Origin of the sequence: Amycolatopsis sp. TNS106, from assembly GCF_019330265.1 — a bacterium.
GTDB classification, from domain to species: domain Bacteria; phylum Actinomycetota; class Actinomycetes; order Mycobacteriales; family Pseudonocardiaceae; genus Amycolatopsis; species Amycolatopsis lurida.
Map to the genome: position 1 here is coordinate 3,821,584 of NZ_CP024972.1, position 24,873 is coordinate 3,846,456.

At 69.6% G+C, this 24,873-nt stretch carries 26 protein-coding genes; 8 read left to right on the forward strand and 18 right to left on the reverse strand.

Annotation, left to right across the window (positions count from 1 at the left end; genetic code table 11):
- Positions 1-68: 68 nt before the first annotated feature.
- The 3 genes from CVV72_RS17025 to CVV72_RS17035 form a co-directional block, all read right to left on the reverse strand.
- Complete coding sequence (locus CVV72_RS17025) at positions 69-734, reverse strand: DUF2461 domain-containing protein (RefSeq protein WP_219153311.1); 666 nt, start codon at positions 732-734, stop codon at positions 69-71.
- A 99-nt stretch (positions 735-833) separates the two neighbouring features.
- Positions 834-2,054, reverse strand: coding sequence for a glycoside hydrolase family 18 protein (locus CVV72_RS17030; RefSeq protein ID WP_219153312.1), 1,221 nt, complete (start codon positions 2,052-2,054; stop codon positions 834-836).
- Positions 2,055-2,274: 220 nt separating this feature from the next.
- On the reverse strand, positions 2,275-2,616 hold the full coding sequence (locus tag CVV72_RS17035; protein WP_219153313.1) for a helix-turn-helix domain-containing protein: 342 nt from the start codon (positions 2,614-2,616) through the stop codon (positions 2,275-2,277).
- A 104-nt stretch (positions 2,617-2,720) separates the two neighbouring features.
- On the opposite strand from CVV72_RS17035, the gene CVV72_RS17040 reads away from it, so the two are divergent.
- Both CVV72_RS17040 and CVV72_RS17045 read left to right on the forward strand, forming a co-directional pair.
- On the forward strand, positions 2,721-3,191 hold the full coding sequence (locus tag CVV72_RS17040; protein WP_219153314.1) for a group II truncated hemoglobin: 471 nt from the start codon (positions 2,721-2,723) through the stop codon (positions 3,189-3,191).
- A 38-nt stretch (positions 3,192-3,229) separates the two neighbouring features.
- Complete coding sequence (locus CVV72_RS17045) at positions 3,230-4,672, forward strand: aromatic amino acid ammonia-lyase (protein ID WP_219153315.1); 1,443 nt, start codon at positions 3,230-3,232, stop codon at positions 4,670-4,672.
- 21 nt (positions 4,673-4,693) lie between these two features.
- Here CVV72_RS17045 and CVV72_RS17050 read toward each other — a convergent pair whose 3' ends face one another.
- Positions 4,694-6,208 carry an amidohydrolase family protein gene (locus CVV72_RS17050; protein ID WP_219153316.1) on the reverse strand — a complete coding sequence of 505 codons (1,515 nt, stop codon included), beginning with the start codon at positions 6,206-6,208 and terminating at the stop codon, positions 4,694-4,696.
- Between the two features lie 133 nt (positions 6,209-6,341).
- Positions 6,342-7,367, reverse strand: coding sequence for a 6-phosphofructokinase (locus CVV72_RS17055; RefSeq protein ID WP_034322513.1), 1,026 nt, complete (start codon positions 7,365-7,367; stop codon positions 6,342-6,344).
- A 282-nt stretch (positions 7,368-7,649) separates the two neighbouring features.
- On the opposite strand from CVV72_RS17055, the gene CVV72_RS17060 reads away from it, so the two are divergent.
- A complete protein-coding gene (locus CVV72_RS17060) occupies positions 7,650-8,726 on the forward strand; it encodes a 3-deoxy-7-phosphoheptulonate synthase (RefSeq protein WP_219153317.1) in 1,077 nt (358 codons plus the stop codon).
- Between the two features lie 190 nt (positions 8,727-8,916).
- Here CVV72_RS17060 and CVV72_RS17065 read toward each other — a convergent pair whose 3' ends face one another.
- Both CVV72_RS17065 and CVV72_RS17070 read right to left on the reverse strand, forming a co-directional pair.
- Positions 8,917-9,402 (reverse strand): polyadenylate-specific 3'-exoribonuclease AS, encoded by a 486-nt coding sequence (locus tag CVV72_RS17065; protein ID WP_034322519.1) that lies wholly within the window; start codon positions 9,400-9,402, stop codon positions 8,917-8,919.
- 20 nt (positions 9,403-9,422) lie between these two features.
- On the reverse strand, positions 9,423-10,184 hold the full coding sequence (locus CVV72_RS17070; protein ID WP_007033728.1) for a 1-acyl-sn-glycerol-3-phosphate acyltransferase: 762 nt from the start codon (positions 10,182-10,184) through the stop codon (positions 9,423-9,425).
- 214 nt (positions 10,185-10,398) lie between these two features.
- On the opposite strand from CVV72_RS17070, the gene CVV72_RS17075 reads away from it, so the two are divergent.
- Genes CVV72_RS17075 through CVV72_RS17085 form a run of 3 tightly spaced genes read left to right on the forward strand, consistent with a single transcriptional unit; the run spans position 10,399 to position 12,820 of the window.
- Positions 10,399-11,169 carry a carboxylesterase gene (locus tag CVV72_RS17075; RefSeq protein WP_125675548.1) on the forward strand — a complete coding sequence of 257 codons (771 nt, stop codon included), beginning with the start codon at positions 10,399-10,401 and terminating at the stop codon, positions 11,167-11,169.
- The gene (locus CVV72_RS17080) at positions 11,166-11,657 is read left to right on the forward strand and encodes a hypothetical protein (RefSeq protein WP_219153318.1); all 492 of its coding nucleotides are present in this window, start codon (positions 11,166-11,168) and stop codon (positions 11,655-11,657) included. The genes CVV72_RS17075 and CVV72_RS17080 overlap by 4 nt, the downstream gene beginning before the upstream one ends.
- 20 nt (positions 11,658-11,677) lie before the next feature.
- Complete coding sequence (locus CVV72_RS17085) at positions 11,678-12,820, forward strand: glutamate--cysteine ligase (RefSeq protein WP_219153319.1); 1,143 nt, start codon at positions 11,678-11,680, stop codon at positions 12,818-12,820.
- Between the two features lie 19 nt (positions 12,821-12,839).
- Here the strand turns inward: CVV72_RS17085 and CVV72_RS17090 are convergent, their stop codons facing one another.
- Genes CVV72_RS17090 through CVV72_RS17120 form a run of 7 tightly spaced genes read right to left on the reverse strand, consistent with a single transcriptional unit; the run spans position 12,840 to position 17,941 of the window.
- The gene (locus CVV72_RS17090) at positions 12,840-13,709 is read right to left on the reverse strand and encodes an NUDIX domain-containing protein (RefSeq protein ID WP_219153320.1); all 870 of its coding nucleotides are present in this window, start codon (positions 13,707-13,709) and stop codon (positions 12,840-12,842) included.
- Between the two features lie 4 nt (positions 13,710-13,713).
- Complete coding sequence (locus tag CVV72_RS17095; RefSeq protein ID WP_034322536.1) at positions 13,714-14,673, reverse strand: ROK family protein; 960 nt, start codon at positions 14,671-14,673, stop codon at positions 13,714-13,716.
- Between the two features lie 16 nt (positions 14,674-14,689).
- Entirely contained in the window at positions 14,690-15,112 is a 423-nt protein-coding gene (locus tag CVV72_RS17100; protein ID WP_219153321.1) for a hypothetical protein, read from the reverse strand.
- Positions 15,109-16,251, reverse strand: coding sequence for an ArsA family ATPase (locus CVV72_RS17105; RefSeq protein ID WP_219153322.1), 1,143 nt, complete (start codon positions 16,249-16,251; stop codon positions 15,109-15,111). Before CVV72_RS17105 ends, CVV72_RS17100 begins: the two co-directional genes overlap by 4 nt.
- Positions 16,252-16,265: 14 nt before the next feature.
- The gene (locus CVV72_RS17110; protein ID WP_219153323.1) at positions 16,266-16,706 is read right to left on the reverse strand and encodes an SRPBCC family protein; all 441 of its coding nucleotides are present in this window, start codon (positions 16,704-16,706) and stop codon (positions 16,266-16,268) included.
- Between the two features lie 27 nt (positions 16,707-16,733).
- A complete protein-coding gene (locus CVV72_RS17115) occupies positions 16,734-17,522 on the reverse strand; it encodes a metallophosphoesterase (protein WP_219153324.1) in 789 nt (262 codons plus the stop codon).
- An 8-nt stretch (positions 17,523-17,530) separates the two neighbouring features.
- Complete coding sequence (locus tag CVV72_RS17120; RefSeq protein WP_219153325.1) at positions 17,531-17,941, reverse strand: polyketide cyclase / dehydrase and lipid transport; 411 nt, start codon at positions 17,939-17,941, stop codon at positions 17,531-17,533.
- 125 nt (positions 17,942-18,066) lie between these two features.
- Here CVV72_RS17120 and CVV72_RS17125 point away from each other — a divergent pair, with 125 nt between their 5' ends.
- Positions 18,067-19,857: a long-chain fatty acid--CoA ligase gene (locus CVV72_RS17125; protein ID WP_219153326.1), complete on the forward strand. Its 1,791-nt coding sequence runs from the start codon at positions 18,067-18,069 to the stop codon at positions 19,855-19,857.
- Positions 19,858-19,923: 66 nt separating this feature from the next.
- On the opposite strand, the gene CVV72_RS17130 is transcribed toward CVV72_RS17125, so the two are convergent.
- From CVV72_RS17130 to CVV72_RS17145, 4 genes are all read right to left on the reverse strand, one after another.
- Complete coding sequence (locus tag CVV72_RS17130) at positions 19,924-20,304, reverse strand: hypothetical protein (RefSeq protein WP_219153327.1); 381 nt, start codon at positions 20,302-20,304, stop codon at positions 19,924-19,926.
- A gap of 107 nt (positions 20,305-20,411) precedes the next feature.
- Positions 20,412-21,509, reverse strand: a complete 1,098-nt coding sequence (locus CVV72_RS17135; RefSeq protein WP_219153328.1) for an NAD(P)/FAD-dependent oxidoreductase — start codon at positions 21,507-21,509, stop codon at positions 20,412-20,414.
- Between the two features lie 65 nt (positions 21,510-21,574).
- Entirely contained in the window at positions 21,575-22,522 is a 948-nt protein-coding gene (locus CVV72_RS17140; protein WP_219153329.1) for a ferritin-like domain-containing protein, read from the reverse strand.
- 392 nt (positions 22,523-22,914) lie between these two features.
- A complete protein-coding gene (locus CVV72_RS17145) occupies positions 22,915-24,159 on the reverse strand; it encodes an aminotransferase class I/II-fold pyridoxal phosphate-dependent enzyme (protein WP_219153330.1) in 1,245 nt (414 codons plus the stop codon).
- A 192-nt stretch (positions 24,160-24,351) separates the two neighbouring features.
- Here CVV72_RS17145 and CVV72_RS17150 point away from each other — a divergent pair, with 192 nt between their 5' ends.
- Positions 24,352-24,861 carry a hypothetical protein gene (locus tag CVV72_RS17150; protein WP_219153331.1) on the forward strand — a complete coding sequence of 170 codons (510 nt, stop codon included), beginning with the start codon at positions 24,352-24,354 and terminating at the stop codon, positions 24,859-24,861.
- Positions 24,862-24,873 lie beyond the last annotated feature (12 nt).

Genomic DNA, 24,873 nt, shown 5'->3' on the forward strand with positions numbered 1-24,873 from the left:
ATACCGAAAGTTCAAGAAAAGTGTCAGTTCACCTGGGCGAGAGGCAACCGCCGATCAGGATTCGGTGGTTATCGTCGCGGCTTCTCGCTCGGCCCGACCCGGTCCCGCGCCCACTCGTTGAACGCGCGGACCTGCCGCCATGCCTTCCGCACCCGGTCGAGCGTGCCCCGTTCGTGCAGGACGTCGTCCGGCTCCCAGCCGCGGACGGCGTACACGGAGCGATACTTCAGCAGGTCGATGCGGGGATGGTCCTCGGCGAAGCCGCGCGGTTTCGACTTGAGCCTGTCCCCCTTGATCTCCCAGCCCGCCTTCTCCAGCTTCGCGAGGATCTTGGCCAGCTCGGCGCCACACAGTTCGGTGTCGACGGCCTTGCGGAAGCGGGCGAGCTGATCGGACTCGAAGTGGAAGCAGCCGCCGCCGACCCGCAGCCCGGCCGGGCCGACCTCGACGTAGTACGCGCCGCCGCCGCGGCCCTGTTCGATCACCGCGCCACAGTGGGTCTTGTACGGCGTCTTGTCCTTGGCGAACCGGACGTCGCGGTACGGGCGGAAGACCTTCCCCTCGCCGAAGCCGTCGCCGAACTCCGGGACCAGTTCGGCGAGCAGCGCCTCCATCGGGGCGCGGACGTCGGCCTTGTAGGTGGCGAGGTTCGCGTCCCAATAGGACTTGGAGTTGTCCGCTTCGAGACCGTCGTAGAAGTCGATGGCGTACTCGCCGAAACCCTCGAAACCCATGCGGTGACGTTAATCCCCGCCCCCGACAGAAGCGCGTGAAGGCCCCCTTCCCTCGGCTGAGCCGAGGGAAGGGGGCCTTCACGCGCGTCCGAGAGGGGCTTACTTGGCCAGAGCGGTGATCAGCTCGCCGTCGGGGGTGTCACCGGACAGCTCCCAGAAGAAGGCGCCGCCGAGCCCCTGGTTCTTGGCGTAGGTGACCTTGCCGCCGATGGTCGCGGGGGTGTCGTAGCTCCACCAGTCGCTGCCGCATTTGGCATAGGCGGTGCCCGCGACGGTGCCGGTGGCCGGGCAGGTGTTCTTCAGGACCTTGTAGTCCTGGATGCCCGGCTCGGTGCCCGCCGCCGGGCCGGTCGCGGTGCCACCCGGGGCCTCCTGGGTGACGCCGGTCCAGCCTCGGCCGTAGAAACCGATGCCCAGCAGCAGTTTGTTCGCCGGAACGCCCTTGCTCTTCAGCTTCTGGATCGCGGCGTCGGAGTGGAAGCCGGCGGTCGGGATGCCCTCGTAGCCGGTCAGCGGCGAGTGCGGGGCGGTGGGGCCCTGCGCGGCCCAGGCGCCGAAGTAGTCGTAGGTCATGACGTTGTACCAGTCGAAGTACTGCGCGGCGCCGCCGTAGTCGGCCGCGTCGATCTTGCCGCCGTCGGTGCCGTCCGCGGTGATCGCGGCGGTGACCAGCTTCGAGCCGAACTTCTCCCGCAGGGCCTGCGCGAGGTTCTTGATCGCGGCCGGTCCGCTGGTGTCACACGAGAGACCGCAGGCGTTCGGGTACTCCCAGTCGATGTCGATACCGTCGAAGACACCCGCCCAGCGCGGGTCGTTGACCAGGTTGTAGCAGGACTCCGCGAACTTGGCGGGGTTCTTCGCCGCCTCGCCGAAGCCGCCGGACCAGGTCCAGCCGCCGAAGGACCACAGCACCTTGAGGTCCGGGTACTTGGCCTTGAGCTTCTTCAGCTGGTTGAAGTTCCCCCGCAGCGCACCGTTGTCCCAGCTGTCGGCGACACCGTCCACACTGCCCGCGGCGTCGTAGAACTTGCTGGTCGCCGCCTCCGCGTCACCGATCGCGCAGCCACCGTTCGTCACGTTGCCGAACGAGTAGTTGATATGCGTCAGCTTGCTCGCCGAACCCGACGTGTCGATGTTCTTCACATGGTAGTTGCGCTGGTAGACGCCCCATTCGGCGAAGTACCCGAGTACCTTGCCGACCGAGGCCGCCTGCGCTTCCGGTGCGGCCGCCGCCTGCTGCGCCGGTGCGGCGACGGCCAGCGCGCCCAGCGCGACGGCCGCGGCACCCGCGATCGCGGTGAACCTGGTCAAACGGGACATGCGTGCTCCCTTCACGGTCACCAGCGGTGACGAGAGGACTGCGGCGGGACACGCACAAGTTAAGTGGACTAGACCACTCCGTCAATGGTTCAGACCAAGACTTTCGGATGGACATTTTCGAACATTCACCGGAGAGAATGTTTCCATGGGGCCGTTTCCCGAGGAAACAGGCTTCGCCGGCCTCGCGATCTTCCGGCAAGACCGGGATCAGCGACCGCAGTCAGTGAATCGGCAACGGCTCGAAAGCGATGCCGCGGTCCGCCGCACGCCGCGTCCCCCAGTCGTAGAGCGCTTCGAGTGCGGGGCGTAACCGCTCCCCCTCCTCGGTGAGCCGGTACTCGACATGCGGCACCCGCCCCTCCCTGCTCTCCCGGAGCACGAGGCCGTCCGCCTCCAGCTCGCGCAGGTGCTGGGTCAGCATCTTCTCGCTGACGCCCGGCAGCCGGCGCCGGAGCTCGCCGTACCGGTGCACCCCTTCCTTCAGATGCGACAGGATCACCGGCTTCCACTTGCCGCCGATGACGTCGACCGCGAGCTCGACCGCGCAGCGGTACCGCTTCATCGTCACTCCCGTTGGCACGCACCGAAAAGTAAGCGGTTGTCCCGAGCGGTCCGGGGTGGTTGCCTTGCCGGACCGGAAGATCAGCGCCGCTGGGAGGACCCTACGTGACCGAGACGCCGACGTTGTACGAATGGGCGGGCGGACTGGCGGCCCTGCGACGGCTGACCACCGTCTTCTACGGCCACGTGCTGAAGGACCCGTTGCTGGAACCGGTCTTCCGCGAGATGGACCCCGGCCATCCCGAGCACGTCGCGGTCTGGCTCGCCGAGGTCTTCGGCGGCCCGGAGACCTACAGCCACGACCACGGCGGCCACCGGCACATGGTCGGGCGGCACCTCGGCCGCGCCATCACCGAAGCGCAGCGCCGCCGCTGGGTGAACCTGCTCTTCGACGCCGCCGACGAGGCCGGGCTGCCCGCCGATCCCGAGTTCCGCTCCGCGTTCGCCGCGTACGTCGAATGGGGCAGCAGGCTCGCGGTGATGTTCTCGCAACCGGGTCGCGAGGTCACCGTTCCCGAGCCCATGCCGAAATGGGACTGGGGCAACCGGCCGCCCTGGCAGCCGCCGTCGGACTGAGAGCGTTCATAGTGGGGCGGTCGTGAAAGGAGGCCGCCGTGATCCGGGTGGACGGCCGGACCCTGCGCTGCGCGGACGTCGTGACCGCCGCGAGCACCGAGGGCCCGCTGGGTATCGACGTCTCGATCGCCGCCCTGCGGGGCGCGGAAAGCGCGTGGAAACTCGCCGAGGAGCTGAGCACGCGCCGCATCGTCTACGGCCGCACCACCGGCGTCGGCGCCAACAAGGAGGACCCGGTCGGCGAAGGCGAATCGCCGGATCACGGGCTACGGCTGCTGCGCAGTCACGCGGGCGGCAGCGGTGACGTCATGTCGCCCGGCCAGACCAGGGCGATGATGCTGATCCGGCTCAACCAGCTGCTGGCCGGGCGGTCCGGGCTCAGCCCCGAACTGATCGGGGCGCTGGCCGCCGCCGTGCGGACCGGGGCGCTGCCGCTGGTGCACCGGCTGGGCGCGATCGGCACCGGCGACCTCGCGCCGCTCGCGGAGACCGCGCTCGCCCTCACCGGCGAACGGCCGTGGCTGGCGGGTGGTGTGCCTCCGGTGCCCGTGCGGGCCGGTGACGCGCTCGCGTTCATGAGCAGCAACGCCGCGACCCTGGCCGAAGCGACCCTCGCGGCGATGCGGCTCGACACGCTGACGCGGGCGAGTCACGCTGTCGCGGCGCTGACCTACATCGCGCTCGACGGGAACCCGGAGGCGTACGCGACTCCCGTGCACGAGGCGCGCCCGCACGCCGGGCAGGTCGCGTGCGCGGCGGAGATGCGGCGGCTGCTCGGGATGGAGGGCACGCCCCAACCCGGCAGGCGGATCCAGGATCCGTTCGGGCTGCGCGCTTTCCCGCAGGTGCAGGGGCCGGCGCTGGACGCGATCCACTACCTGCGCGACGTGCTCGCGGTGGAGATCAACGCCAGCACCGAGAACCCGATGATCTCGACGGTGCACCAGGACGCCTACCACCACGCGCACTTCCACACCGCGTACGTCTCGACCGCGCTCGACCAGGTGCGCGCGACCGTCCATCAGGTCGCCGAACTGTCGGTGGCCCGGCTCGGTGATCTGGTGGAGCCCGAGTTCACCGGGCTGCGGCCGTTCCTCGCGGCCGGGCCGTCGGGCAGTTCGGGTGTGATGATCCTGGAGTACGTCGCGCACGACGCGCTCACCGAACTGCGGCAGGCCGCGCTCCCGGCGACGCTGGGCACCGCCGTCGTCTCACGCGGGATCGAAGACCACGCGAGCTTCTCCACCCAGGCCGCGCGGGCGGCGACCGCGGCCGGGGCGGCGTACCAGCAGGTGCTGGCGTGCGAGCTGGTCGCGGCCGTCCGGGCACTGCGGATGCGCAAGGCCGATCTCGTGTCCCTGCCCGCGCGGGACGCCTACGAGGCCGCCGCGGCGGTGCTCGACCCCAGCGTCGAGGACCGGCCGCTCACCGAGGACATCGCCCGCGCAGTGTCGCTTCTGGACACCCTCGCGCGTATCTGACTCCCCCCGCGTTTCGTGAGGTCAGCAGCAACCCCGCCGGGCGAGAGAGTGGAGCCGCGCGCTCGTGACCGGCTCGGGCCGGTTCGCGGCGGCCTCGACGGCGTCGAGCATCCGGCGGCGCTCCGCCCTGCCGAGGACCCGGCCGCGGGTGATCACCGTGTCGATCTTCGCGACGTTGCGGATGTCGGCGGCCGGGTTCGCGTCCAGGAGCACGAGATCCGCCTCCTTCCCCACCGTCACCGTGCCCGACGTCGCTTCCCTGCCCAGGAACCTCGCGGCGTCACCCGTGACGGTCTTCAACGCCCGCACCGGCGAAAGCCCGGCCTCGACCAGGAAGGCGAGTTCCTCGTGAAGCCCGCTCCCGGGGAAGGCGTACGGGTTGAGGCAGTCGGTGCCGCCGATGATCCCGACGCCCGCGTCGTGCGCGACGCCGACCAGCCGCAGCGTCTCCTGGTAGTAGCGCTCCTGCAGGGCGATGTCCGCCGGGGTCCGGGGAGCCAGCCGTTCGATGCCCTTGGCCCAGCTCTCGCGCATGTCGGCGGGCACGTATTTCAGCCGCGGATCGTGCTGGTGGGTTTCGGCGGGCTGCGTGACCACCCGGTTGATCGTCAGCGTCGGCGAATGCCAGGTGCCGTTGTGCCGCAGCCTGGCGAAGTAGGACTGCGCCCGGCCGCGGTCGTACGTGGTGACCGATTCGAACTCCAGCCGCCGCGCCAGGTCGAAGAACGCACGCGGCTCCTCGGGGTCGTAGGGCGTCGCCGCCAACAGGTCGAGGATCTCGTCGCGTCGGGACGAACAGTGGACGGACACCCCGAAGAAATGCTCGAAGCTGTGCTGGCCGAGGTCGCTCACCTCGAGGTGGGACAGCTTGTACGGCCAGTGCCCGGAGAACCGGAGGCCCTGCGCGCGGGTTTCGTCCGCGAGCGCGCGCAGGGCGTCGGGGCCGAGGTAGGAGTACGTCTTGACGAATTCGGCGCCGGCGGCCTTCTCCGCGCGGACGACGGCCCGCGCTTCGACCGCCGTCGACACATGGAGCACCGGTGGCGCCAGAAGCGTCACCGGCCCGTCGACGATCCCGCTCGCCACCACCATGCGCGGGCCGAGCAGCTCACCGCGGTCGATCTTGCCCTTCGTCGCGCGATTCTCCGCGTACCCCCACATCTCGCGGACGCCCGTGACACCGTGGACCAGGTGCAGGGGCGGGACGACCTCTTCGAGGTCTCCGCCGTGGGAGTGCATGTCCCACAGGCCCGGAAGGAGGTACTTGCCGCGGCCGTCGATCACCCGCGCGCCACCGGTGTCCGGGATCTCGGCGGAGCCACCCACCCAGGCGATCCGGTCACCGGCGAGCACCACCGAAACGCGGGGTCGCGGAGCCGAACCCGTGCCGTCGATCAGCGTGACGTCGGCGATGACGACGATTTCGCCCAGGTCGGCGGTGGCCGTACCGGGCAGCAGCCCGGCGAACGCCATCCCGGTCCCGCCGGCGGCGAGCCACCTCAGGAACTCGCGCCTACTGGATCCCGCATCCGCCATGAGAACCGCCGTCCCTTTTCGCCTGGATCCCCGGATGGCCGATTCAACTTGTCGCGGAGGCGGTGCCGCAAGAAAACGAAGGCCCCTTACCTGAACTCAGCACAAAGTAAGGGGCCTTCTCCTGAAACTGGGCTCAGCCGAAGAAGACCTCGGCCTCTTCGTACCGCTCGACCGGGACGGTCTTCAGTTCGGCGGTGGCCTCGGAGAGCTTGACGCGGACGATGTCCGTGCCGCGCAGCGCCACCATCACGCCGAAGTCACCGTCGGCCACGGCGTCGACGGCGTTGAGCCCGAACCGGGTGGCGAGCACGCGGTCGTACGCCGTCGGGGTGCCGCCGCGCTGGACGTGCCCCAGCACGACCGCGCGGGACTCCTTACCGGTGCGGGCGGCGATCTCGTCGGCCAGCCAGGTGCCGATACCGCCGAGCCGGACGTGCCCGAAGGCGTCCTTCTCCCCGGTCAACAGCTTCTCTTCGCCGCCCTCGGGCAGCGCGCCCTCGGCGACCACGATGATCGGCGCGTACTCCTTCTCGAACCGGCGCTCGACCCACGAGACGACCTGGTCGACGCTGAAGTGCCGCTCCGGCACCAGGATCACGCTCGCGCCGCCCGCGAGACCGGAGTGCAGCGCGATCCAGCCCGCGTGCCTGCCCATGACCTCGACGACGAGCGCCCGGTGGTGCGACTCGGCCGTGGTGTGCAGCCGGTCGATGGCCTCGGTGGCGATCGAGACGGCCGTGTCGAAGCCGAAGGTGTAGTCGGTGGCGCCGAGGTCGTTGTCGATCGTCTTGGGCACCCCGACGACGCCGACGCCGTCGTCGGTCAGCCGCTTCGCGACGCCGAGGGTGTCTTCGCCGCCGATCGCGATCAGCGCGTCGACCTGCTGCTCGGCGAGCACGGCCTTGATCTTGTCGACGCCGCCGTCGACCTTGTACGGGTTGGTCCGCGACGAACGCAGGATCGTGCCGCCGCGGGTCAGGATGTCCTCGACGTCGTTCAGGCCGAGCGGGCGGCTGTCCCCGGTGAGGGGACCGTTCCAGCCGTTGCGGAACCCGACGATGTCCCAGCCGTGCACCTCGATGCCCTTGCGCACCACAGCGCGGATCACCGCGTTGAGCCCCGGGCAGTCGCCACCGCCGGTCAGCACACCGACACGCATGAGAAGCCTCCGTCTTGTGTTCCGTAGAGATGACAGTCACATGTCCCGCCGCCAGCGTAGCGGGAGTTCTCTGGATCGGTGCAGGGCGGACCACCTCGGGAATCGGTCCACGCCCGCGATGTGCTAGCTTGGCCCCGTGCAGCGCTATTTCTGGTTTACGAAGCCGGCCCCGGGTGGGCACGGCCGCGTGAACCTGCGCTGACCTCCACCCCGAGCCGGAATCACACCGGCTCGGCGAGTTCCCGCGGGTCGGTATCCCTTTCGAAAGGAACCAGACCCGCGATGTCTCCCTCCGCTGACACCCTGATCGCCCTCGACGGGCACCGCACGGCGGCCGTCAACCCGCTGCTGTCGCCCGCGATGCTGCGGCACGAACATCCGATGACGGCGGAAATCGCCGATACCGTCCTAGCCGGGCGGGCCTCGGCCGTCGACATCCTCGACGGCCGGGACGACCGGCTCCTCGTCGTCGTCGGGCCCTGCTCGGTGCACGACGCGGACGCCGCGCTCGACTACGCCCGCCGCCTCGCCGCCAAGGCCGAAGAACACCGCCGCGACCTGCACATCGTCATGCGGGTCTACTTCGAGAAGCCGCGGACCACGCTCGGCTGGAAGGGCCTCATCAACGACCCCGGGCTCGACGGGACGTACGAGGTCAACCACGGCCTGCGGATGGCGCGCAAACTGCTGCTCGACATCTCCGCGCTCGGCCTGCCGGTGGGCTGCGAGTTCCTCGACCCGATCACCCCGCAGTTCATCTCCGACACCGTGACCTGGGGTTCCATCGGGGCGCGGACCGCGGCGAGCCAGGTGCACCGGCAGCTGTGCAGCGCGCTGTCGATGCCGGTGGGGATCAAGAACTCGACCGAGGGCGACGTCCAGGTCGCCGTCGACGCCACCCGCGCGGCCGGCGCAAGCCACGTTTTCGCGGGGATCAACCCCGACGGGCTCGCCGCGCTGATCACCACGGCAGGCAACGAGGACTGCCACGTGATCCTGCGGGGAAGCTCCGCCGGCCCGAACTACGACCCCGCGACGGTGGCCGACACGCTCGCGCGGCTGGCGAAGTCGGGGCTGCCGGAGCGCGTGATCATCGACGCGAGCCACGGCAACAGCGCGAAGGACCACGTGCGGCAGGCTTCGGTCGTCCGTGAACTCGCGGAGCGGATCGGTGCCGGTGAGCGGGGCATCGCGGGGCTGATGCTGGAGAGCTTCCTGGTGGAAGGGCGGCAGGACCTGACGCTGGGCTCGGCGGCTTCGCTCACCTACGGGCAGTCGATCACGGACGCGTGCCTCGGGTGGGAGACGACGGCGGACCTGCTGGACACGCTGGCGAAGGCCGTCGACTCGCGGCGCTGAGTGCCCGTCGGGCTCGTGCCCGCAAGTACGTGAAGGACTCCTTGAGGGACCCAGAGTCCCTCGAAGTTCCCCTCACCCGACCCGGAGCGGCTACTCCCGCCCCGGCAGCCACAACAGCCACAACGACCGCGCGTGAAGGCCCCTTCCCTCGGCTCAGCCGAGGGAAGGGGGCCTTCACGCGCTTCAAGCTCTACCGGTGCCAGTAGGACTCGATGATCTGCCACCGCTGGTAGTTGTGCCGCGCGTCCGCCAACGCGTCGTGCTGGTCGTCCGGCGCCGCGGGGAGCTTCGGCTTGCCCGCGTCCTCCCAGCGTTGCCGCAGGTCACGCGTGAACCGCGGCAGCTGACGCGGCAGCGCGGGCATCGGCCCCCACAGCTGCGCCAGCGCGACGTGGTCGTAAGCGGCGAACCAGGCCCACAGTTCGATCCCGCCGGGCGGCTTGCCGAAGAACTCGAGCAGGTCCGTACGGATCTTCTCGCGGCTGCGCCACGCCGGGTCGGCGGGCGACGGGAGTTTCGGGAGCACGTGGTCGCGGACCCAGGGGCCGGCCTTGCCGGGATCGAAATCGGTCGAGACCGCGTAGAACTCGCGTCCTCTTTCGTCCACGACACCGATCGACACCAGATCGATGGTCACGCCGTCCTCAATGAATTCGGTGTCGTAGAAAAAGCGCACCGGAGAACCCTAGTGGGGCGTCAGCCGACCTTGGTGTCCGGGATACGGGCGACGTCCTGGGCGGACGGCTGCGCGGGCACCTTCGGGCGCAGCCCCGCCTCTTCGGCGGCGAGCAGTTCCTTCGCCTTGGCGGCGTAGATGTCGACGTACTCCTGACCGGACAGCTCCATGAGCGCGTACATGATCTCGTCGGTGATGGACCGCTCGATGAAGCGGTCACCGGCGAGGCCTTCGTAGCGCGAGAAGTCGAGCGGCTTGCCGAAGCGGATTTCGAGGCGGCGCGGCCACCACATCTTCGAGCCGATCGGGTTGACCTTGTCGGTGCCGATCATGGCGACCGGGACCACGACGCCGCCGGATTCGAGCGCGATCCGCGCGACGCCGGTCTTGCCCTTGTACAGGCGGCCGTCCGGGGAGCGGGTGCCTTCGGGGTAGATGCCGAGGAGGTGTCCCTCCCGGACCAGCCGGGTCGCGGTGTCGAGCGCGGCCTGCGCGGCGTTGCCGCCGGAGCGGTCGATCGGGAACTGGCCGACGCCGGTGAAGAACCACTTCTTCAGCAGGCCCTTGAAGCCCTTTTCGGTGAAGTACTCCGATTTGGCCGGGAAGGTCACCTTGCGCTTGACCCGCAGCGGCATGAAGAAGGAGTCGGCGACCGCGAGGTGATTGCCCGCGAGGATCGCGCCGCCGTCGTCGGGGATGTTCTCCGCGCCGACGACTTTGGTGGGCCACAGCGCCTTGAGCAGTGGCCCGATAAACACGTGTTTCATGAGCCAGTACAGCACTGCGAAAACTCCTCCTAGCAGCTCAACCCCCGCGCCCGATGGTCAAGACTACGAATCGCGCACCCCAGGCACAACGAAGTCCACCCGGTTACCCGCACCCAGCGACGGATCTCACATCCGATCCGGCCCGATTCCGCCGGTGGCCGGGGGCCCACAAGCCGCTCCGGTCGTGCGAACATAGGAGACCTACCCAGCTCTCACGGAAGGCGATCGCATGGCCGTCCTCGCCGGCGCGGAACCGTTCGCTCACACCGGTTCGACCGAAGCAGGGTTCCTGCTGTGCCACGGATTCACCGGCACTCCCGCGAGCATGCGGCCCTGGGGAGACCATCTGGCCGAAGCCGGCTACACGGTGCGCTGCCCGCTCCTTCCCGGGCACGGCACCCGGTGGCAGGACATGAACCGGACAGGCTGGGAGGACTGGTACGGCGCGGTCCGGGAAGAGCTGCTGGCGCTCTTCGCGACCTGCGAGACGGTGTTCGTCGCCGGGATGTCGATGGGCGGGACGCTGACGCTGCGCCTCGCCGAGGAGTTCGGCGACCGGATCGCCGGCATCGTGCTGGTGAACCCGTCGGTCCTGACGTTGCGCTGGGACGCCAAGCTGCTGCCCGTCCTGTCGAGGATCCTGCCGTCGGTGCCGGGCGTGGCGAACGACATCGCGAAGCCCGGCGAGACGGAGCTGGCCTACTCGCGGACGCCCGTGCGCGCCGCGGCGAGCCTCGCGAAGCTGTGGAAGCTCACCCGCGCCGACCTGGGCAAGGTGACCCAGCCGGTGCTCCTGCTCCACTCGGCCGTCGACCACATCGTGGAGCCGGTCAACTCCCAGGTGATCCTGGACGGGATCGGCAGCGAGGACGTGACCGAGGTGGTGCTGGAGAACAGCTTCCACGTCGCCACGCAAGACCACGACGCGGGCCTGATCTTCACGCGTACGGTGGACTTCGCCCGGTCCGTGCGCCGGGCGGGACAGGTGGACGCCGGATGAGCAGAGGCAAGGACGGGCCGGAGGACGTCGACGCGACGTTCGCCGAGATCGTGGCCGACCTCCGTGCGGAGGGCGTCGGTCTGTTCCCGGACGAGGAACCGGAGAAACCGGCGGAAAAGCCCGCCGAGAAGACCCCGCGGCCCGAGCAGCCGGACACCGAACCCGAACCGGGCTGGCGCGGGGGCGGCACCAGCTGGGACAAGACCCTTTTCGAGGACGACCCCGCCGGGCCGAGCGACGACGAGGGCCATTTCGTGCCGCCCGAGCCGCCTCCCCTGCCGCGTCCGCGCAAGGGCGCGTTCATCGTCCTGCTGTTCTTCGTGCTCGGCCTGCTGCTCCTGATCGCGCCCAACCTGATCGGCATGGGCACGCGGCTCGGCACCCCGCTCGGCATCCTCGCCCTCGCGACCGCGATCGCCCTGCTCCTGCTGCGGGTGCGCCAGGGGCCGCCGCCCGGCGCGGATCCGAACAACGGCGCCCAGGTCTGATCTGCCGGACAATTCGTAAGATGAAGATCGACTTCACTCCCTCGCGCCGGTCGACGGTCGGCGCGGAATGGGAACTCGCCCTCGTCGACCGGCGGACCGGTGAGCTCTCGTCGGTCGCGGAAGAGGTGCTCGACGCCGTCCGCCCCGGCGGCGAGGAAGAGCATCCGAAGATCAAGCAGGAACTGCTGCTCAACACCATCGAGGTGATCAGCGGGATCTGCGACACGATCGCCGAGGTCAAAGCCGATCTGAACGACTCGCTGGACGTCGTGCACTCGGTGCTCGACCCGTTGGGCGTCGAACTGTTCTCGGCCGGGTCGCATCCGTTCTCGACGTGGTACCAGCAGAAGGTCACCGACAAGGAGCGCTACGCCAAGCTCATCGACCGCACCCAGTGGTGGGGACGGCAGATGCTGATCTACGGCGTCCACGTGCACGTCGGTGTCGACCACCGCGACAAGGCCCTGCCGATCCTGGACGCCCTGCTCAAGTACGCGCCGCATCTGCAAGCGCTTTCGGCGTCTTCGCCCTACTGGGGTGCCGAGGACACCGGGTACGCGTCGAACCGCGCGTTGATGTTCCAGCAGCTGCCGACGGCAGGCCTGCCGTTCCAGTTCCGGAAGTGGACCGAGCTGGAGAGCTACGTCGACGACATGTTCACCACGGGCGTGATCGACCACTTCTCCGAGATCCGCTGGGACATCCGGCCCGCGCCGCATTTCGGGACGATCGAGATGCGGGTGTGCGACGGGCTGCCGACGCTGGAGGAGGTCGGCGCTATCTCCGCGCTGACCCAATGCCTGGTCGACGACTTCAGCGCGCGCCTCGACGACGGCGAGATCCTGCCGACGCTGCCGCCGTGGCACGTCCAGGAGAACAAGTGGCGCGCGGCGCGCTACGGCGTCGACGCGATCGTCATCCTCGACGCGGCGGGCAACGAACGCCTGGTCACCGACGACACCTACGACCTGCTGAACCGGCTGGAACCGGTCGCCCGGCGCCTGGACTGCGCCGACGAGCTGCGGTCGGTGGAGACGATCCTGACCTGCGGCCCCAGCTACCTGCGCCAGCGCGCGGTGGCGAAGCAGTACAACGGCAGCCTCCGCGCCGTCGTCGCTTCGCTCATCGCGGAGATGCGGGACGGGAAGATCGCGCGCCCCTGACCCCGCCGCGATTCGTCACCTACTTGCGGTCGAGGTGCCCCAGCAGGGTGCCGGGGCCGAAGGTCGAAGCGCCCACGGCCTCGACGCGGGACCGCAGCTCCCGATCGGCGGTCACCACGACGACGTGGTCGTCCGGACCGGCCGCCCGAGCCTCCCGTGCGACGGCCACGATCCGCGAGTCCCCGTCGGACTCGGCGTCCACGACCTCGACGCCCGGCACCAGCGCGACTCCCCGCGCCTTGCCCTCGACGACCAGCACGATCCGCGGCCACCACGACCATTCACCGCCGCCGGGCAATCCCGGATCGGCGAGTCCGGTCTCGGACAAGGTCGCGAGCTTGTCCCGCAGCCGCTCGGCAGCGCCACGCCGGTCGCGCCACCAGCCGTCGGGCCGCGACCCGACGACGTTGGCGCCGTCGACCACCAGTACCAGCCTGCGATCCAAGTGTTCCCTCAATCCCGGCCACGCCACCGCGAAATCCCGGTGCAGCCGGAAGTCCGCGACCTCGGCCGCCCGCACCCACCGCAGTTCCGCGCTCTCCGCGCTGGTCACCCTGGCCGAAAGCGGGCCGATCGGCGCGGCCAGGACCGTCGTGTAGCGCCAGTTCCCGTGGTCGACGTGCGACGCCGCCAGCGCGCGGACCCGCCCGGGCGGGATGTCGGCCTCCTCGTGCGCCTCGCGGGTGGCGGCCTCACGCGGGCTCTCCCCCGCCTCGACGGCGCCCCCGGGCAGCGCCCAGGTGCGTCCATGATGGACCCACCAGGCCCGCCGCTGCAGCAGGACGCCGCGCGCGGGATCGGACAGCAGCAGTCCGGCGGCGCCGTTCAAACCCCAGTGAAGATGCCCGAAGTCGCACTTCACGAAGCCGTTGCCGTCTTGCCGGGTCACGGCTTCAGCCTGTCACACCGACCTCGGCGCCGGGAGCCTTCGCCGCGTCGACGGCGAGCGCGGCGGCACCGACGATCGCCGAATCGTCGCCGTGGTGCGCGGCCCGGATCCGGGCCAGCGGGCGGTGCCCGGCGCCGGTGATCTTGCCCGCGTAGCGTTCGCGCGCCTCGTCGAGGAACAGCGGCGCCGATTCGGACACCCCGCCGCCGATCACGATGATCTCGGGATCGAAGACGTCGGCGACCAGGGCCAGTCCCTCGGCCAGCCACTTCGCCAGCTCGGTCATCGCGCGCTGGGCGATCGGGTCGCCGTCGCGGGCGGCACCGGCGACCCGGCGTCCGGTGACCGAGCCGGGGTCTCCCCTGGTCTCGCGCGCGAGCACGGTCGAGCGGCCAGGGTGCCGCGCGAGCAGTTCCACCGCCGTCGCGGCCAGCGCCGTCCCGCTGCAGTACCGCTCCCAGCAGCCGTATTTCCCGCACGGGCAGGGCCTCCCGCCGGGGACGACGGTCAGGTGCCCGAGTTCCGGCGCGACACCGTACGCGCCCCGGTAGATCTTGCCGTCGAGCAGCAGTCCCGCGCCGATCCCGGTGCCGAGGGCGATCAGCGCGGCGACATGAGCGCCGCGGGCGGCCCCGAAGCGGTATTCGCCGACCGCGGCGGCGTTCACGTCGTGTTCCAGGGTCACCGGCAGGCCGACCCGCTTTTCGATGCGCTCGGCGACCGGCGCGGCCCGCCAGGACAGATGCGGTGCGAACATCACCGTCCGCCGGTCCTTCGCGACGAACCCGGCGACCGCGAGACCGACGCCGGACACGTCGTGCCGGTTGCGGAGGTCTTCGACGACCCCGGCGATGGCGTCTTCGAGCGCGTCCTCACCGCTGGGCGTCCCGACCCTGGCCGTGTCCATCAGCGAGCCGTGCTCGTCCACGACGCCGGCGCGCACACTCGTGCCCCCGACGTCCACCCCTACCGTCAGCAACTCAGTTCTCCCGGTCCGGCTGCCAAGCGTCGCGCCTGGTCACCGTGATGTGCTGGACCCGCGAAGCTCCTACCGGCACATCTTCGGCCGCGGGCTCCTTCCGCGCAGGCTGGAACCCCGGCATGTGCACGCCCGCCTCGGGTTCCCATCGATCGGCGAGCACCGCCCGCAGCAGCGCGACGAGCTGCGCGGCCTGCTCCATCAGGCGTGCCACGAACTCGGGCCGCTCCCCGCGGACCAGCCCGACGACCGCGCAGAGCGGGCACCACCCGCCGGAATCGTGGTCGGTGCACCCGTGCCCGGCGGAGATCACTCCCTCCAGCCACGGCGCGGCGTGCTCGACGACCAGTTCGACCAGCAGGCGGATCTCCTCCACCAGGTCGAGCGGCGCCGATCCGGTGTTCTCGTCGTTGTTCTCGCTCACCCGGGTCCCCGGTTCCCGGCCAGGCTCACGACCAGGCCGTGCGCGTCGGATTCCGCACCGGTGATCCGGCACGGGCGCAACATCTCCGGCAACGCGATCAGCCGCCGGAAACCGTCCACGGTGACGGCGAGATCATCGTCCACTCTGGCCAGGTCCACTTCGGAGTCGCGGTGCAGCGGCACCGCGATCCGCAGCTCGTAGCCACTGTCCGATTCGGACACCCGCAAGAGCGGGGTCACACCTTTTTCGTCGCCCGCCAAGGGATCCAGGCCTTGGTAGAGCTCGTACGCGATTTCCTGCAACGCCTCGAGGCCCACCGGTTCGACGGCGCGATGCTCGACGGGTTTCACCTGCCCCGGCCCGAAGCCCGCCTCGGCGAGCTCGGCGAGGACGGTGTTCTGCTGTGCTCGACGGGTCCGCATCCACGAGGCCGCCGCGCCGCGCCAGAACCCGGGCGCGGGCATCAGCCGGTTGACGATCAGGCCGTCGACCAGGATTCCGCGCAGGGCAAGGGAACTGAGGGTCCGGCGGGCTTCCGCGACGACGACGCGTTCCGGGGTCAGCACGAGCCGTACGGTCGTGGTGGCCGGATCGGTCAGCAGGGTGCGCAGCGACTCCAGATGCGCGCCGAGCCGCCGCACCGCGGCCGCCGTCCGCCGCGCGCCCGGTTTGAACATCCTCGACAGATAGCCGGAGACGGCTTCGGGCAAAGCCAGCAGGCGCAGCGTTTCCGCGGTCGGTCCACAGTCGACGACGACCGTCTCCCAGGGACCGTGCTCGGCGAGGCGCTGGACCTCGGTGAGGGCGAGGAGTTCGTCGACGCCGGGCACCACGGTGAGTTCCTCGGCGTCGAGCGAGTCGAGGCCCGCTCCCGCGAGCACGGTCTGGACTTCCCGCCGGAGTTCGCGCCAGGTGCTGTCGACGAGGCCGCGGGTGTCGATCTGGGCGGCGTGCAGCAGTGTGTCCACTTCGGACGGTTCGCCGCCGAGCGCGCGGCCGAAGGCGTCACCGAGGGAATGCGCCGGGTCGGTCGAGACCACGAGCGTCTTCCTGCCCCGCCCGGCCAGTGCCGCCGCCGTCGCCGCGGCCAGCGTGGTCTTGCCGACACCCCCTTTGCCGGTGAACAGCAGGATCCGCATGCCTACCCTTCGACTCAGGATGCTTCAGCGCGCTTCTTGAGCTCCTTGAGCGCGGTGTCCATGACCATCTTCTCGGCCTTGCGGCGCAGCAGCCCGATCATCGGCAGCGCCAGCTCGACGGACAGCGTATACGTGACCTTGGTGCGGTCGGCGCCCAGCGCTTCGAGGGCGTAGCGGCCGTTCTGGGCCTTCTGCATCTGCCCCTTGACCAGGTGCCAGCTGACTCCGTGGCCGTCGGCGTCCCAGTCGTACTCGAGGGTGTAGACGTCCTTGATGGGCCCGGCGTCGAGGGTGAGTTTCACCTGTTTGGCGCGGCCGTTGTCGTCCTCGGCGAGGACCTCGGTCTCCCGGACGGCCTTGGCCCATTCCGGGTACGCGGGGAAGTCGGCGATGACGGCCATGACCCGCGCGGGCTCGGCGTCGACCTCGATGGACTGCGTGGACTGCTCGGCCATGCCCCGAACTCTAGCCGGGACCGACCGTCACCAGCGAAGCACGTAGGGCTGAGAGGTCTCTTTGAAGTGACCGACGTTACGGCATTCGGTCCTGCCGAGCCTCGTCCGCGGGGTCAGCGGCTGGTGGACGTGCCCGAAGACCGACCATCGCGGCCGCTGGTCGCGGATGAGCCCCACCAGCGCCGCCGACCCGATCTCCGAGCGCCGGGCGATCACGTCGTAGGTCAGTTCCGGGATGGCGGGCGGGATGTGGGTGCACAGGACGTCCACGTTCTCCAGCCCGGCGACGGCGGCGTCGTACTCCTCGCGGGTGCGCAGGTACGGCCGCCAGAAGCCGTTGCGGCGCGGGACCACGTTCGGCGGGAGCAGCGCGCCGCCGATGAACCCGAAACGCAGCCCGCCGAACTCGGCGACCTCGCCGTCGAGGACGGTGATGCCGTCGCCGGCGAACTCCGGCCACAACGAGGGGTCGTCGACGTTGCCGGGGGTCGCGAACGTCGGCGCGGTCAGAGCGCCGAACAAGACGGCGTACTGGTCCTGGATCGCCTCGCCGACCGCGGCGGCGGGATCGGTCAAAGTGGCCCACAACGATCGCGAGAAGGCAACGGTCTCATCACGAGTGCCCTGACGCCGCAGCCGCGCGAACTCGCCGACCTTCTCGGCGCCGAACAGCGCGCCCATGATGCCCTTGTCGTGCTCGCGGTAGTCGACGAAGTCCAGCAGGTCGCCCAGCACGATCAGCGCGTCGGCGCCGTCGCCCGCGCGTTTGAGCGCGTCGGCGTTGCCGTGCACGTCCGACACCACGTGAACCCGCATGCTCTCCCCTATTCGGCCCGGGGACCGACCCCGGGCTCGCGCCCGTCCTCGAGGACCTCCTTGAGCCCGAGCGCGATCGCCTTGGCGGCACGGGCCCTGCGATCGAACTCCCGCCGCAGGTCACGGGCCTGGAGCACGCGCGGCGCCCCGTCCGGCCCGGCGGGAGTGGCGCGCAGGAAGTAGTGCAGCAAAGTGCCGTCGAGCACCGGCTCGAGCCAGACCTCCATGGTACCGATCAAGGCGCCGCGCACGGTCCAGCGCAGTCCTTGGTCGCCACGGTCGGTGTAGACCTCCAGGACGAGGTCCGGCCAGTAACGTGACCAAGATCGCGGATCGGCGAAAGCGGCGGCGACGGTGGAGGGCGGGACCACGAGGAAGGTCTCGTCGACGATGTCGAGAGCTGGCGGCGCCTGGTTCACAGCGGCAGAATGTCATGCCCTGGGTATGGCCGATTCGTCAGCATGGTCTTAAGGTGCACGGCACGCTAAGTTGACTGGCGGGTAACACCGGTCACACCACTTGCACGCGAACACGGAGGTTCCTCGTGCGCGAATACAGCGCCCCCGCCGCCAATCCGGTGACCGACGACGAGAATCTCGCCGACGTCGTCTGGGCGAACGCGGAGCGGTTCTCCGATGTCGTGAGTTTCCGCCGCCAGGTCGACGGTACCTGGTTGGACGTCACCGCCAAAGACTTCGCCGCCCAGGTTCTGGCCGTGGCCAAGGGAATGGCCGAGGCGGGCATCGCTCCGGGCGACCGGGTCGGGCTCATGTCCAAGACCCGCTACGAATGGACCCTGATCGACTTCGCGATCTGGGCCGCCGGCGCGGTCACCGTCCCGATCTACGACACGTCCTCGGCCGAGCAGGTCCACTGGATCCTCTCGGACTCGGCCGCGAAGGCCGTGTTCGTCGAGACCGACGACCACGTCGCGACCCTCGAATCCGTCAAGGGCCGCCTCGACACGCTCGAGCACACCTGGCAGATCGAGGCGGACGCCGTCGGCCGGCTCACCGAGCAGGGCGCCGGGCTGAGCGACGACGACCTGCACGAGCGGCGCCGCACGGTGAAGGCCGGCGACCTGGCCACGATCGTGTACACCTCGGGCACGACCGGCCGCCCCAAGGGCGTCGAGCTGACCCACCGGAACCTCCTCGCCGAGATCCGCGCCGACATCGCCGCCTTCCCGCAGCTGATGGAGCAGGGCAACTCGCTGCTGGTGTTCCTGCCGCTCGCGCACGTCCTGGCCCGCGCCATCGCGGTGACCGCGCTCAGCGCGCGGGTGACCCTCGGGCACACCTCCGACGTCAAGAACCTCGTCGCCGACCTCGGCACCTTCCGGCCGACGTTCGTCGTCGCCGTGCCGCGGGTGTTCGAGAAGGTCTACAACGGCGCGAAGCAGAAGGCGCACGGTGACGGCAAGGGCAAGATCTTCGACGCCGCCGAAGCCGCCGCCGTCGCGTACAGCCAGGCCCAGGACACCGGCGGCGCCGGGCTGGGACTCAAGATCAAGCACGCCCTGTTCGACAAGCTGGTGTTCAGCAAGCTGCGCGCGGCCCTCGGCGGCCGGTGCGTGGCCGCGGTGTCCGGCGGTGCCCCGCTCGGCGTGCGGCTCGCGCACTTCTTCCGCGGCATCGGTGTCCCGGTGTTCGAGGGCTACGGCCTGACCGAGACGTCCGCCGCCGCCTGTGTCGGCACCCAGGACGGTTTCCGCGTCGGCACCGTGGGCCGCCCGGTCGCCGGCACCTCGGTGCGGATCGCCGAAGACGGCGAGATCCTGCTCAAGGGCGACGTCGTCTTCAGCGGCTACTTCAACAACCCCGAAGCGACCGCCGAAGCGCTCGAAGACGGCTGGTTCCACACCGGCGACCTCGGCGAGCTGGACCGGGACGGGTTCCTCAAGATCACCGGCCGCAAGAAGGAGATCATCGTGACCGCGGGCGGCAAGAACGTCGCCCCGTCCGGGCTCGAGGACACCATCAAGGCCAGCCCGCTGGTCAGCCAGGCGATGGTCGTCGGCGACCAGCGGCCGTTCATCGGCGCGCTGATCACCATCGACGAGGAGTACTTCCCGTCGTGGAAGTCGCAGCACGGCAAGCCCGCCGACGCCTCGGTGTCCGACCTGGCCGACGACGCCGAGCTGCGCGCCGAGATCCAGACGGCCGTCGATCAGGCCAACAGCGCGGTTTCGCAGGCCGAGGCGATCAAGAAGTTCACGATCCTCTCGAAGGACTTCACCGAGGCCGGCGGCGAGATCACGCCGAGCCTGAAGCTGAAGCGCAACATCGTGAACAAGAACTACGCGACCGACATCGAAGCCCTGTACAAGAAGTAGGCCAAAGTGCGTGAAGGCCCCTTCACTGCGTCTAGCGCAGTGAAGGGGGCCTTCACGCACTTCCGGCTACCAGTTCTGGTAAGTCCCGGTCTGCGGTCCGTTCGCGTTCGCGTCCTTCACGAGACCCCGGAAGCCGGCGCCACCCTTGTTGCACAGCGACTGGGTGTTGACCGAGACGCCGGTGGCGTTGGCGCGCTGCACATCGTCGTCGATGAGCATGCCGCCGCTGACCACCTGCAGGATCACTTCGTCACCGTTGCGCATGCTCTTGCCCTGCGCGTGGATGCACCCGTTGTCGTTGTTGCGCCACAGGTACACCTGCCTGCCGAACGAGCTCGCATAGCCCACCTGCGTGTACGTGGCGGCGTGTGCGGCCGGCACGCTCACGACGGCCAGGCCCGTCACCGCGAAGGTGGCGAGCAGGAGCGCACGAACTTTGTTGTACATCATTGCCCCCAGGGGTGAATTTGGTCGGTACGTCGCGCACCGTACTGATGATCGACAAGCGTCACCCGGGAATCCCGCGACGTATGACCGGCATCACAGGGGATGGTTCACCCGGTGATCTTCGCGTCCCACTCGATGTGGTGCCGGTAAAGCCAGTTCCGGTCCCGGTCGGGCGTCGTCCCCGACGACACCGCCGCGCTACCGGCCACCAGTTCCTCCACCCGCGCCCGCCGTAGCCGTTCGTAGGCCGCGAAAGCCGTTGGCGCGTCGGGAAGATCCCGCAAGCACTGGGCCAAGACGACGCTGTCCTCCAGCGCCATCGAGGCCCCCTGCCCCGCGGCGGGCGAGGCCGCGTGCGCCGCGTCGCCCACGAGAACCATCGACTCGGTGAACCACACCGGCGTCGAGGGGACGTCGTAGGAATGCCCGCCGAAGACATCGTCCCCTGTGGACTGGATGATTTCCGCCGCAGGCAACGGTTCCCCGTCGAAAGCGGCGAAAGCGGCCGAGCGCCATTCGGCAGGCGACAGGCCGGAGCGCACGCCTTCGGCCGTGGGAAGCCGCGCGAACCAGTACGTCGCGCCGTCGGGCGTGCTCGTGTAGCCGAAGAAGGCGTGCAGGCTCTGAATCATCCGATAGAGGGACGGAGCCTGCGGGATGCTCGTGTCGGTCGTGTAGCCGTAGACGACGTCGAGGCCCGTCGAGCGCGGAGGCGGGCAGTCCGGGTCGATGATGGTCCGGACGACCGACCTCAGCCCGTCCGCACCGACCAGGATGTCGCCTTCGACCACGGAACCGTCCTCGAAGCGAGCGACCCCCGGCGTGGCGGAAACCAGCCGTTTCCCACGCTCGAAGGAGATCCCGCGCGAGATCGCCTCCTCCTGCAGCACGCGATAAAGCGACGCCCGCGTCATCGTGCGCGGCCCGGCGAGGCCGTCGATCTCGAAGGAACGCCGCTCGACGGTCCGCCCGTCCGGGGTCACGAGTTCCAGGCCTTCCGCGCCGAACGACTGGTCGATCACCGGCCCGTCGGCGCCGATCGCGCGCAGGGCGTCCATGCCGTTGTGCATGATCGTCAGGAACGCGCCCGCGTCCTCGCCACCGGACGGGTACGCCTCGTGGACGCTCGCCTCGATCCCGGCCCGCTGCAACGCCATCGCGGTCACCGTGCCCGAGATGCCGCCGCCGATGATCACAGCCTTCACCGCTGACCCCCTGTCGTGTCGCCGTCACCCGAACCTACCGGGAAACGGCGACCCGACAGAGAGGGTTACGCGCCGCCGCTGGCGACGATGTCGCCGTTGACCCCCTTGGGGAAGAACCCGCCCTCCTTCACCGGGCCGGGGTTCAGGTAGACGACGTTCAGCACCCGGTCGGCGCCGCGGCCGAAGCAGATGCCGTTGTTGTCGGCCGGCACGATGTTGGCCTGATTGCCGAGCAGGATGCCCTGGTCGTCGTCGCCGGGGCCGTCGAGGGTGTCGCGGGCGTTGGAGATCTTGGCCGCCGCGTCACCGAGGCCCCGGTCGAACAGCGAGGTCCGGATGGTGGCGGCGTGGTAGGCCTCGGCGGCCAGGATGCCCGCGGCCGCGTCCAGGAACGTCTTGTTGGTGATCAGCGGCGCGGCACCCTTGTAGGCCGTCACGCCGACGTCCTCGAACAGGAACGCCGCCAGCAGGAAGTTCTTCTCGTTGGCGAACGGGTCGAACTGCTGGTATTCGCTGATCAGCCCGGCCGCGCGGGCGGCGGCGGTGAAGCTGTTCTTCAGGTCGATCTCGGGCCGCGACACCGCCGCCTCACCCAGCGCGCCGCGCAGGAACTTGACGTGCGCGACCTCGTCGCCCGCGATCTCCTTCGCGAACTGGTGCAGCGTCTTGTCGTGGAACATCACCTTCTTGCCGCCGACGACGCCACCCTGGGTACCGACGCCGCCGGTGAGGTCGTCCGGCAGCCCCCGGCCGTGGACGGCGAAGGAGTAGAACTCGGCTTCGAGGTACTCCAGGTTGAGCGCGAAGTTGAGCACGGCCGCGTCACTGGGGGCTTCCGCAGCGGCAGCGGCCTCACCCGTCGCCGACGCGGACGAAGTGGCCTGCACCCCGAGGTAGGTCGCGCCGACCACACCGAGCCCCGCCGCGCCCGCGGCCTTCAGGAACCGGCGGCGATCCGTGCGGTTCTCGGCGCTGCGGGAGATCAGGGTACGAACGAAGGGCTTTCCGAACACGAGTGGTTCCTCTCGTCTTTGCGGTACACCCACCCACTCGGACGTTCGGAACCACTCGTGGCCCGGATTGGAAAAGATCTCGAAGCCGCGTGACAGGGAGGCCGTCACCCGTGATCAGACGGACGACACGCGTGTCCAGGCGGACGACTCTGGCATGGCGCCGGCCGCGCGCGTGTCGTCCGTCCAGTCACGCGCGTCGTCCGTCCAGTCATGCGCGACCGCCGGAACGGCACCGGTGATCGCCTGCGCGCTGCCCCCGCGCCCTTCTGCCTGAATCTCGAACTGCGGCGTATCGCGTGCCCGGTTTGGGCGTTTTGCACGGGGTGTCCAGGGCGGCCGTCTCATCGCGAAGACGGCCTCCTTGACCGGGGTGCGATCACGCCACCCCTCGATTACTTCTTCGTCGCCGCGGCAAGGCGAACGCAGACGGCGAGACCGCGGATGGCCTCTTCGACTTCGGCCAGCTCGGGGTACGTCGGCGCGATGCGGATGACGGCGTCGTCGGGGTCGTCGCCGTACGGGTGGGTCGCGCCGGCCGGGGTCAGGGCGATCCCCGCCTCCTTGGCCAGCCGCACGACCTCCTTGGCGGTTCCGGACGGCACGGTCAGCGAGATGAAGTACCCGCCGGTCGGCTTGGTCCAGGACGCGAGGCCCGATTCGCCCAGTTCCTTGGTCAGGATCTCGTCGACGGCCGCGAACTTCGGCCCGATGAGCTCGGCGTGCTTGCGCATGTGCTCGCGGACGCCGTCCTCGTCGCGCAGGAACTGCGCGTGGCGGAGCTGGTTGACCTTGTCCGGGCCGATGGTCCGCTTGCCGATGAGGCCGGTCCACCAGGCCAGGTTCGCCTCGGAGGCGCCGAAGAAGCCGACGCCGCCACCCGCGTAGGTGACCTTCGAGGTGGAGCCGAAGACGAACACGCGGTCGGCGTTGCCCGCCTCGGTGGCCAGCGCGAGCAGGTCCGCCAGCTGCGCCTCTTCGTCGGTGAGGTGGTGCACGGCGTAGGCGTTGTCCCAGAAGATCCGGAAATCCGGGGCGGCCGTGGTCATCGTCGCCAGACGGCGCACGGTGTCGTCGCTGTAGGTGACGCCGGTCGGGTTGCTGTACTTCGGCACGCACCAGATGCCCTTGACCGCGGCGTCTTCGGCGACGAGACGCTCGACGACCTCCATGGCCGGGCCGGTCTCGGTCAGCGGCACCTGGATCAGCTCGATCCCGAAGCGCTCGGCCAGCGCGAAGTGGCGGTCGTAGCCCGGCACGGGACACAGGAACTTGACGCTCGGCTCGTCGGCCCAGCGGCGCTCGGCGCCCGGGAGCTTGCTGAGGAAGGCCTGCACGATCGAGTCGTGCATGAGCTCCAGGCTGGAGTTGCCCGCGGCCAGCAGCTGCTCGGCCGGGACCTGCAGCGGCCCGGCGAAGATGCGGCGGAGCTCGGGCAGGCCCTTGAGGCCGCCGTAGTTGCGGACGTCCGTGCCGTCTTCGGCCTTGCGCACGTCTCCAGGGAGGGCGAGCAGCCCGTCGGCGAGGTCCAGCTGACGAGGGGACGGCTTGCCGCGGGTGATGTCCAGGGAGAGGCCACGGTCGACGAGTGCCGCGTAGTCGCGGCGGGCGCTCTCGACATCGACAGGTGCAGTGGTCATGCCTAACGCTAAACCCGGTGGCCGATCGACGTGAGACGAGGGTGGCCTACGCCTCACGCACACAAGATCCCATAACGGTCGCGGTGCGTTTTCCAGTATTCGTAACGAGGACAAGTCCTCTAGTGACCCCGGCGTTTTCCCGGCATTCTCGGTATCACGAACGAAAAGGCGAGAAATGAGAGGGGCAGGGAAATGAGAGCGAAGAACTGGGCCGCAGTGACGATAATGGCCGCGGGCGGGCTGGCCGCGTGCGCCGTACCGAATCAGGGAACGGCGACACCTGTCGTCGCGCCGGCCGCTCCCACGAGCACGATCGTGGGACAGCCACCGGTGGTCGCGGCCCCGCCGCAGACGATCTACGCGGCACCGCCGACGACGCGGACGATCTATCCCGCACCCGTGCCCGCGTTTCCGGTGGCGCAGACGGTGATCTCCTACTACGACGCGATCAACCGGGGCGATTTCTCCACCGCGTGGAACCTCGGCGGGCAAAAGCTGGCCAAAGGCGGCACTCTCGCCTCCTACGCCAAGGGATACGCGACGACTTCATGGGTCGATGTCACCGTGACGAGCGTCAGCGGCAACACGGTGTACGTCACCCTTTCGGCCCGGCAGACCGATGGTTCGCTACGCACATTTTCCGGTTCTTACACCGTTTCCGGCGGCGCGATCACCGGGGCGAACATGAAACGTCTCTCCTGACGCCCGCCGGGG